Source organism: Pseudoduganella sp. RAF53_2, from assembly GCF_052113985.1.
Lineage (GTDB): Bacteria > Pseudomonadota > Gammaproteobacteria > Burkholderiales > Burkholderiaceae_D > Rugamonas.
In genome coordinates, this window is record NZ_JBFRDW010000180.1 from 1 (window position 1) to 9336 (window position 9336).

The 9336-nt window shown below is 61.0% G+C and carries 10 protein-coding genes; all 10 read left to right on the forward strand.

Annotated elements, in window-relative coordinates; translation table 11 throughout:
- Positions 1-1125: RIP metalloprotease RseP (rseP, locus tag AB4Z11_RS12785; RefSeq protein WP_442025627.1), on the forward strand; the 1125-nt coding region annotated here is incomplete at its 5' end.
- A gap of 39 nt (positions 1126-1164) precedes the next feature.
- Complete coding sequence (gene bamA, locus AB4Z11_RS12790; protein ID WP_442025628.1) at positions 1165-3501, forward strand: outer membrane protein assembly factor BamA; 2337 nt, start codon at positions 1165-1167, stop codon at positions 3499-3501.
- Positions 3502-3601: 100 nt separating this feature from the next.
- Positions 3602-4057: an OmpH family outer membrane protein gene (locus tag AB4Z11_RS12795; RefSeq protein WP_442025636.1), complete on the forward strand. Its 456-nt coding sequence runs from the start codon at positions 3602-3604 to the stop codon at positions 4055-4057.
- 21 nt (positions 4058-4078) lie between these two features.
- A complete protein-coding gene (gene lpxD, locus AB4Z11_RS12800) occupies positions 4079-5134 on the forward strand; it encodes a UDP-3-O-(3-hydroxymyristoyl)glucosamine N-acyltransferase (RefSeq protein ID WP_442025629.1) in 1056 nt (351 codons plus the stop codon).
- On the forward strand, positions 5131-5613 hold the full coding sequence (gene fabZ / locus AB4Z11_RS12805) for a 3-hydroxyacyl-ACP dehydratase FabZ (RefSeq protein WP_442025630.1): 483 nt from the start codon (positions 5131-5133) through the stop codon (positions 5611-5613). The genes lpxD and fabZ overlap by 4 nt, the downstream gene beginning before the upstream one ends.
- Before the next feature lie 2 nt (positions 5614-5615).
- Positions 5616-6407: an acyl-ACP--UDP-N-acetylglucosamine O-acyltransferase gene (gene lpxA, locus AB4Z11_RS12810; protein ID WP_442025631.1), complete on the forward strand. Its 792-nt coding sequence runs from the start codon at positions 5616-5618 to the stop codon at positions 6405-6407.
- On the forward strand, positions 6391-7545 hold the full coding sequence (lpxB, locus tag AB4Z11_RS12815) for a lipid-A-disaccharide synthase (RefSeq protein WP_442025632.1): 1155 nt from the start codon (positions 6391-6393) through the stop codon (positions 7543-7545). Before lpxA ends, lpxB begins: the two co-directional genes overlap by 17 nt.
- The gene (gene rnhB / locus AB4Z11_RS12820; RefSeq protein ID WP_442025633.1) at positions 7542-8168 is read left to right on the forward strand and encodes a ribonuclease HII; all 627 of its coding nucleotides are present in this window, start codon (positions 7542-7544) and stop codon (positions 8166-8168) included. The genes lpxB and rnhB overlap by 4 nt, the downstream gene beginning before the upstream one ends.
- Complete coding sequence (locus AB4Z11_RS12825; RefSeq protein ID WP_442025634.1) at positions 8165-8950, forward strand: TrmH family RNA methyltransferase; 786 nt, start codon at positions 8165-8167, stop codon at positions 8948-8950. The genes rnhB and AB4Z11_RS12825 overlap by 4 nt, the downstream gene beginning before the upstream one ends.
- A 22-nt stretch (positions 8951-8972) precedes the next feature.
- A partial coding sequence (locus AB4Z11_RS12830) for a response regulator (RefSeq protein ID WP_442025635.1) occupies positions 8973-9336 on the forward strand: 364 nt, incomplete at its 3' end.

Below are 9336 nucleotides of genomic sequence, written 5' to 3' on the forward strand. Positions count from 1 at the left end.
GATCTGAAGGGCTTCCCGGAATCCGAGTTGAAACGCGAATTCATGCACCAGAATGTGTGGAAGCGCATCGCCATCGTGGCCGCCGGCCCGATCGCCAACTTCCTGCTGGCCATAGTCCTGTTCGCCGGCCTGTTCATGTACGGCATCGAAGAACCAAGCAGCAAGGTCGGTGCGCCGGGCGCCAATACGCCGGCCGCCATCGCCGGTCTGCAGCGCGGCGACGTCGTCACCGCCATCAATGGCCATGCCTTGAAGGGCTGGTCCGAGCTGCGCTGGCAGATGATCCAGGCCGCCATCAACAAGCAGGGCGCCCGCATCGATGCTGATCGTCCGGGCTATGGCGCCAAAACCCTGAACATTCCCGCCGAAGCCTTTGCCAAAGTCGATCTGGAAGGCGATGTGCCGGCTGCAGTCGGTATCAACTACGCCCGTCCGCCAGCCGTGATCGGCAAGGTGCTGCCGGGCGGCGCCGCTGAACGTGCGGGACTGCTGTCCGGCGACAAGATCACTGAAGTGGATGGCGAGTCGGTTCCCGATACCACGGCCTTCCTGAACGCCATCCAGCGCGCACCTGGCCGCACGGTGACGATCGAGGGCCTGCGCAATGGCCAGCCGCTGTCGCTGCAAATCACGCCGGAAGCGGTGCCGGATGGCTCCAGTAAAGGCCTTGTAACAATCGGTAAGATCAAAGCGGAAGTCATCGGCATGCCCGATATGATCGTTGTGACTTCCGGTCCGGTCGAAGCACTGCAGAAGGCGGTGGTCAAAGTCTGGGATACCAGCGTGCTGACCATCCGCATGATCGGCAAGATGATTACCGGCGAGGTCTCTTGGAAGAACGTGACCGGCCCTATCACCATCGCCGATTACGCCGGCCAGACATCAAAGATCGGCGCCGTCAGCTATCTGAGCTTCATTGCCTTCATCAGTATCAGCCTTGGCGTTATGAATTTGCTGCCAATTCCTGTTCTGGATGGGGGGCATTTGCTGTATTATTCGCTGGAAGTTTTGACCGGGCGACCTGTTTCGGAACATTTTGCGGAGATTGCGCAGCGCCTTGGACTAGGCTTGCTGGTGACTTTGATGGCACTGGCTGTCTTTAACGACGTGGCGCGGCTCCTTTAAAACCAGACAGTCGCATGTTTTAAGCCCTTGAATTTGCCGATGAAATTATATTCTGACCGTTTCGCCTTGCCTTCTTTCCGCCGCAGCCTGATCGGCGCCGCCGTCCTGGCAATCTGCTCCGGCAGCGCGCTGGCTGTTGAACCATTTAAAGTCAAGGATATCCGCGTCGAGGGCATCCAGCGTACCGAAGCCGGTACTGTGTTCAGCTACCTGCCTGTGCGCGTCGGCGAAACCTTCAGTGAAGACAAGAGCGTGGCCGCCATCAAGGCCCTGTACGCGACTGGCATCTTCAAGGATGTAAAACTGGAAAAAGACGGCGACGTGCTGGTGGTGATCGTGGAAGAACGCCCGGCCATCGCCAAAGTCGATTTCGACGGCACCCATGAATTCGAAAAGGACATGCTGGTCAAGGCGCTGAAGGACATCGGCGTGGGCGAAGCCAAGACCTTCGACAAAGCCTCGGTCGATCGCGCCGAGCAGGAATTGAAGCGCCAGTATCTGTCGCGTGGCCTGTACGGCGTGAAGGTCGTCACCACCGTGACCCCGCTGGAGCGTAACCGCGTCAACATCACCTTCAAAGTGGACGAGGGCGATGTCGCCCGCATCAAGCAGATCAACATCGTCGGTAACAAGGCCTTCGGCGACAAAGAGCTGAAAGAAACCATGCAGCTGAATACCGGCGGCTGGTTCAGCTGGTACACCAAGGCCGACCAGTATTCCAAGACCAAGCTGACCGGCGACATCGAAGCGCTGAAGTCCTACTATCTGGACCGCGGCTACATCGAGATGAATGTGGATTCCACCCAGGTCTYGATCACCCCGGACAAGAAGGACATCTACATCACCATCAATATCACTGAGGGTGACAAGTACAAGGTTTCCGACATCAAGTTCGAAGGCGAGATGTTCGGCCGTGAAGAGGAGCTGCGCTCCCTGGTTCTGCTGAAGCGCAACGAGCTTTACTCCGGCGCGCTGCTGACCGCGACCAACAAGCTGATCACCGACCGCCTGGGTAACTTCGGCTTTGCATTCGCCAACGTGAACGCGAACCCGGAAATCGACCGCGACAAGCATGAAGTGGCCTTCACCTTCTTCATCGATCCGGGCAAGCGCGCCTATGTGCGCCACATGAACATTTCGGGTAACACGACCACCCGCGACGAAGTGATCCGCCGCGAATTCCGCCAGTTCGAATCGAGCTGGTACGACGCGAACAAGATCAAACTGTCGCGCGACCGCGTCGACCGTCTGGGCTACTTCAAGGACGTGACCATCGATACGCCGGAGGCGCAGGGCACTTCCGACCAGGTGGACGTGAACCTGGCCGTGGTCGAAAAACCGACCGGTAACTTCCAGATCGGCGGCTCGTTCTCGCAGGCGGAAAAGTTCGCCTTCAACGCCGCGATCCAGCAGGCCAACTTCGCCGGCTCCGGCAACACCGTGGGCCTGGAACTGAATACCTCGAAGTACAGCCGTACCATCGCGTTCTCGAACACCAATCCGTACTTCACCGACGATGGCGTGTCGCGCAGCTATGAACTGTATCTGCGTACCGTGCGTCCGCCTGCAGTGAACATCGGCGCGTATAACATCAAGCAGACCGGCGGCCGTATCAGCTTCGGTGTGCCGTTCTCCGAACTGGACACCATCTTCTTCGGTATCGGTCTGGAGAAATCCAGCGTGGAAACCGACACCACCTCGCCAGCCTACTTCAAGAAGTACGTGCGCGACCTGGGCGGCCCGGCTGACGGCGTCGGCCAAGTCAATGCTTACTCGGTGCCGCTGACCGCTGCCTGGGCACGCGACAGCCGCGACAGCGCGCTGACCCCGACCCTGGGCCGCTACCAGCGCATCAACCTGGAACTGGATGCCATCGGCGATTCGCGCTACTTCCGCGCGGTGTATGAACACCAGTGGTACAAGCCGATCACCAACAAGATCACCCTGGCCTTGCGCGGCGAGGCGGACTACGGCCACGGTATCGGCAACAAGGCTTACCCGGTCTTCAAGAACTTCTACGCCGGCGGTATCGGCTCGGTGCGCGGCTATTACAGCTCCTCGCTGGGTACGGTCGATCCGACCACCTTCGACGCCCTGGGTGGCGCTTCGCGTCTGATCGGTAACGCCGAACTGCAGCTGCCATTCCCAGGCCAGGGCCAGGACCGCTCGCTGCGCTGGTTCGGCTTCGTCGACGGCGGCCAGGTTTACCAGGAAGGCCAGAAGATGCGCCTGTCCGAGCTGCGCTTCTCGACCGGTCTGGGCTTGAGCTGGATTTCCCCGGTGGGCCCGCTCAAGTTGAGTTATGCTAAGCCCCTGAATGCCAAGGTAGGCGACCGCCTGGAGCGTTTCCAGTTCCAGATGGGTACTGGCTTCTAATTGCTGCATAGCAACGATAATGTCACGGAGAGTTAAGTTGAAGACTGCAACCGCAACTTTGAGCAAGTTTGCTGCCGGACTGGCGCTGGGCTGGCTGGCGATGGCGCCGGTGCACGCGCAGTCGTCCCGCATCGCCTGGCTCAGTTCCGAGCGCATCTACAATGAATCCAAGATGGCCAAGCTGGCCGGCGACAAGCTGGCCGAAGAGTTCTCCAAGCGCGAAAAGTTGCTGCAGGACATGGCCAACCGCCTGAAGGCCGCCAACACCCGCCTGGACAAGGAAGGTGTGACGATGTCCGAGGCGGACCGCGTGCGGCTGCAAAAGGAAGCGTTTGAACTGGACCGTGACTTCCAGCGCCGCCAGCGCGAATTCCGTGAAGACCTGAATCAGCGCACCAACGAGGAGCGTGCTGCGATCGCCGACAAGGCGACGAGGATCATCAAGGCTCTGGCACAGACCGAAGGCTTCGATATCGTGCTGCAGGATGCCGTCTGGGCCAGCCCGCGCATCGACATCACCAACAAAGTCATCGAAGCGCTGGACAAAGACAAATAACCGTAAGAATAGGAACACCCGATGGGCTTTCGACTAGGAGAATTGGTCGAGCGCCTCGGTGGACAGTTAACGGGCGACCCGAACATCGAAGTGATCGGTATTGCGCCCCTGTCTGACGCCGGCGCTTCTCACATCAGCTTTCTCAGCAACAGTAAATTCCGCGCAGATGCGGGGCAAAGCCACGCCGCTGCCCTGATCCTGAACGCCAATGACGATCCCGAAGTCGCGCAGACTTACCAGGGTGCGCGCATCGTCGTCAAGAACCCTTACGTCTACTTTGCCCGCGCAGCCCAGCTGTTCGAGGCGCAGACCGCCGTGGTGAAGCCGGCCGGCGTGCATCCGACCGCCTGGGTCGACCCAGGCGCCAAGGTGGACCCGACGGCGCACATCGGCCCCAAGGTGGTGGTGGAGGCGGGCGCCGAGATTGGCGCCAATGTGGTGATCGATGCCGGCTGCTACGTGGGACGCGAGGCCCAGATCGGCGAGGGCACGCACCTCTTCGCGAATGTGACCTTCCATGCCAAGTGCATCATCGGCAAGCGCGGCATCCTGCATTCGGGCTGCGTGATCGGCACCGACGGCTTCGGCTTCGCCAATGAGGGCGGCGTCTATGTGCGTATTCCGCAGGTGGGCCGCGTGGTGATGGGCGACGATGTGGATATCGGCGCCAACACCACCGTGGACCGCGGCGCGCTGAGCGACACCATCATCGGCAACGGCGTGAAGCTGGATAACCTGATCCAGATCGCGCATAACTGCGAGATCGGCGACCACACGGCGATGGCGGGTTGCACCGGCGTGGCAGGCAGCGCGAAGATCGGCAAGTATTGCACCTTCGGCGGCGCGGCGATGATCTCCGGCCACCTGAGCATCCCGGATCACACGCACGTCGGTCCGGGTACGCTGATTCCGCGCACGCTCAAGGAGCCGGGCCATTACACCGGCTTCTATCCATTCACCACTCACAGCGAGTGGGAGAAGACCGCCGTCGTCGTACGCAACCTGAACACGATGCGGGAAAAAGTCCGGGATCTGGAAAAAACCATTAAAACGATAACGAAACACGAAGAATCATGACCACTACAGAAAACAAGACGATGGACATCTGCGAGATCAAGGCCTATCTGCCGCACCGCTATCCGCTGCTGCTGGTTGACCGCGTTCTCAGCTACGAAGAAAACAAGTCCATCACCGCGATCAAGAACGTGACCGTGAACGAAGAATTCTTCAACGGCCACTTCCCGCACAAGCCGGTGATGCCCGGCGTGCTGATGATCGAAGCCATGGCGCAAACCGCGGCCCTGCTGTCGTTCAAGAGCATCGGCCTGAAGCCGGACGAGAATTCGGTGGTGTACTTCGTCGGCATCGACAACGCGCGCTTCAAGCGTCCGGTTGGTCCTGGCGACCAGCTGAAGATGGACGTGGAAGTGCTGCGCATGGCGCGCGGCATCTTCAAATACAAGGCCGTCGCTTCGGTCGATGGCCAGGTAGCCGTTGAAGCAGAACTGATGTGCACCATCCGCAGCGCGGCGGATGCCAGCCAGCCGGGCGTTTGATTATGGCGAGTGTTCACCCAACCGCCATCGTCGACCCGAAGGCCGAACTGGCTGCGGGCGTCGAGATTGGCCCGTACTCGGTCATCGGTCCTAACGTTGTCATCGGCGAGAACACCGTCGTCGGTCCGCACGTGGTCATCGAAGGCCATACGACCATCGGCAAGGACAACAAGTTTTTCCAGTTCTCATCCATCGGCGCTGCGCCGCAGGACAAGAAGTGGAACGGCGAGCCGACCCGCCTGGAAATCGGCGACGGCAATACGATCCGCGAATTTTGCACCTTCAATACCGGTACGGTGCAGGACAAGGGTGTAACCAAGCTGGGTAACAACAACTGGATCTCGGCGTACGTGCACCTGGCGCACGACTGCGTGGTGGGCTCCAACACCATCTTCTCCAACAACGCCCAGATCGCGGGCCACGTGGAGATTGGCGACTGGGTCATCATGAGCGGCTTCGCCAACGTGCACCAGTTCTGCAAGATCGGCCCGCACGCCTTCGTCGGCATGAGCACCAGCCTGACCCAGGACGTGCCGCCATTCGTTCTGCTGAACGGTAATCCGGCGGCAGCGCACGGCGTCAACATCGAAGGCCTGAAGCGCCGCGGCTTTACGCGTGAGCAGATCAACGCCATTCGCCAGGCCTACAAGACCCTGTACCGCTCCGGCCTGACGCTGGATGAAGCCAAGGCCGCGATGCTGGCGGACGAGCAGGCCTTGCCTGAGGAAGTCGCCCTGCACGCGCGCGCCATGCGCGAGTTCCTCGATACGGCGACCCGTGGCATCGTCCGCTGACCTGTCGATTGCAGTCGTCGCCGGAGAGCCCTCCGGCGACATGCTGGCAGGCCGGCTCTTGGGCGGCCTGCGTCCGCATCTGCCGGACGCGCGCTTCCACGGCATCGGCGGCCCGGCGATGCAAGCCCACGGCTTCGAATCGCACTGGCCAATGGACAAGCTCACCGTACGTGGGCTGTTCGAAATCATCCCCCGTTACCGCGAACTGAAGGGCATCCAGAACCAGCTGCGCGACCAGTTGCTGGCGGACCGTCCTGCCTGTTTCATTGGCGCCGACTACCCTGGCTTCAACCTCGGCCTGGAAGCGCAGCTGCGCGATGCGGGCATTCCGACCGTGCATTACATCGGCCCGCAGATCTGGGCCTGGCGCGGTGGACGCATCAAGAAAATCATCCGTTCTGTTTCGCATATGCTGGTGATCTTTCCGTTCGAGGAAGAGATCTACAAGCAGGCCGGCGTGCCGGTCACCTATGTCGGCCATCCGCTGGCGGAAGTGATTCCTGTGGTGCCGGATGAAGCGGCCGCGCGTCGCCAGCTGAACATTCCGGAAGACGCCAATGTGGTGTGCGTGATGCCCGGCAGCCGCATGGGCGAGATCAAATACAATGCGGCAGCCTTTGTCGGCGCCTGCAAGCTGCTGAAGCAGCGCGACCGCTCGCTGCGCTTCATCGCGCCGATGGCGAGCGACAAGCTGCGCCAATACTTCCTGGAAGTGGTGGCGCAGGCAGGCCTGCAGGACGTGGAAATCACGCTGCTGGACGGCCAGTCGCACACCGCGATCTGCGCCGCCGACGCCGTGCTGGTGGCGTCCGGCACCGCCTCGCTGGAAGTGGCGCTGTTCAAAAAGCCGATGGTGATTGCATACAAAATCATGGCGGCGTCCTATCATGTGATGAAGCACATGGGTTATCAGCCGTGGATTGGCCTGCCGAATATCCTGTCGCGCGAATTCGTGGTGCCGGAGCTGATCCAGCATGCAGCCACGCCGGAAGCGCTGGCCGACGCCATGTGGCAGCAGCTGACCGATGCGCCGCACCGGCTGCAGCTGGCGCAGCGCTTCACGGACATGCATTACAGCCTGCTGCGCAATAGCGCGCAAGAGGGCGCGGCGGCAGTATTGAAAGTGATCGGACAATGAGCGACACCCAACCCGACCTGTTTGGCGACCTGCCGTACTCGCTGGAGGAGATCATCTGCGGCGTGGACGAGGCAGGGCGTGGCCCGCTGGCCGGTCCCGTGTACGCGGCTGCTGTGATTCTGCATCGCGAGCGTCCCATCGAAGGGCTGCGCGATTCGAAAAAGCTGACGGAGCTGAAGCGCGAGGAGCTAGCGCCGCTGATCAAGAATCAGTGCATTGCCTGGGCCATCGCCAAGGCATCCGAGGCCGAGATTGACCGCCTGAACATACTGCAGGCAAGCATGCTGGCCATGAAGCGGGCCGTGTATGCGCTGTCCACCGTGCCGACCTTGGCCCTCATCGATGGCAACAAATGTCCGGTGATGAAGATCCAGACCATCGCTATTGTCGATGGCGACGACAAGATTGAATCCATTTCGGCCGCGTCCATCCTCGCCAAGACGGCGCGCGATGAAGCGCTGCTGAAGCTGCACAAGAAATATCCGCAATACGGTTTCGACCAGCACAAAGGCTACGGCACCGCGCTGCACCTGGAACGCCTGCGCGAGCACGGCCCGTCGCCGGTGCACCGCCGCTCCTTTGCGCCCGTGCGCGAACTGCTGGAGCGGGATGCCTTCCTATGAAACACATCACCTCGCGCGACAACGCGCAGTACAAGGACCTCAAACACCTCGCCACCAGCTCGCAGGCGCGCCGCAAGGCAGGCCGCACCCTGCTGGATGGGGTGCATCTGTGTGAGGTGTGGCTGGAGCTGCGTGGCCATCCGGAGCAATGCATCGTCAGCGAATCGGCGCTGCACAACGCAGAAGTGGCCGACATCGTTGGCCGCCTGGAATCCGAACATGCGCATGTGCTTGGGCTGCCGGACGCGCTGTACAACGCCCTGAGCCAGGTGGAACACGGCGTCGGCGTGATGTTCCTGGTGGAGACGCCGCAGAAGGCCATTCCATCCGCGCTGACCGTGAACGCCGTCCTGCTCGACAATGTGCAGGACCCTGGTAACGTCGGCACCATCCTGCGCAGCGCGGCGGCGGCGGGCATCAAGGAAGTGTATTGCGGTCCCGGTACGGCGTTCTGCTGGTCGCCGAAGGTGCTGCGCGCGGCGATGGGCGCCCACTTCGTGCTCGATATTCACGAAAATGTGGAGCTGGCACCACTAGTCGCCAGCGCCAAAATCGCCACCATGGCAACCAGCGGTTACGCAGCCGAGCGCCTGTACGACTTGAACCTGAAACAGCCCGTGGCCTGGATTCTCGGCCACGAAGGGCAGGGCGTGTCGGATGAATTGCTCTCTTCGGCGAAACACAAAGTCGTCATTCCCCACCTCGGCAAAGTCGAATCCCTGAATGTTGCCGCTTGTGCAACTGTATGTTTTTTTGAACAAGTAAGGCAAAATACGGCTTGACGCATCATTCGGAGTACAAGCCATGGACATCGCCAGTTTGCATTTCTTAGTCGCGGAGGGGGAGCCAGTCCAGCGCGAGCTGATGGTCGGCATGCTGCGCCATATGGACGCGCAGCAGGTCACCCCGGTCGCCGACGGACCAAGCGCCTTGCGGCTGCTAGAGAATGGCGTTAGCGCTCCCATCAGCATTGTCCTCATGGACCTGAGCCTGCCCGGCATGGACGGCCTGGAGCTGATCCGTCGCATGGGCGAGTTGCATCACGCCGCGGGCCTGATCGTGGTCGGGACCCAGACTGGCGACGTGCTGTTTTCGGTCGAAACCATGGCTAGCGCTTACGGCGTGAACATGCTGGGCACCACAGGGCGTCCACTGAGCGCAGCCAAGC

Bases quoted from the DNA above. Each gene is read 5' to 3' on its own strand.
- AB4Z11_RS12795 (WP_442025636.1), top strand. From the start codon at position 3,602: ATGGCGCCGGTGCACGCGCAGTCGTCCCGCATCGCCTGGCTCAGTTCC.
- lpxD (WP_442025629.1), top strand. From the start codon at position 4,079: ATGGGCTTTCGACTAGGAGAATTGGTCGAGCGCCTCGGTGGACAGTTA.
- fabZ (WP_442025630.1), top strand. From the start codon at position 5,131: ATGACCACTACAGAAAACAAGACGATGGACATCTGCGAGATCAAGGCC.
- lpxA (WP_442025631.1), top strand. From the start codon at position 5,616: ATGGCGAGTGTTCACCCAACCGCCATCGTCGACCCGAAGGCCGAACTG.
- rnhB (WP_442025633.1), top strand. From the start codon at position 7,542: ATGAGCGACACCCAACCCGACCTGTTTGGCGACCTGCCGTACTCGCTG.
- AB4Z11_RS12825 (WP_442025634.1), top strand. From the start codon at position 8,165: ATGAAACACATCACCTCGCGCGACAACGCGCAGTACAAGGACCTCAAA.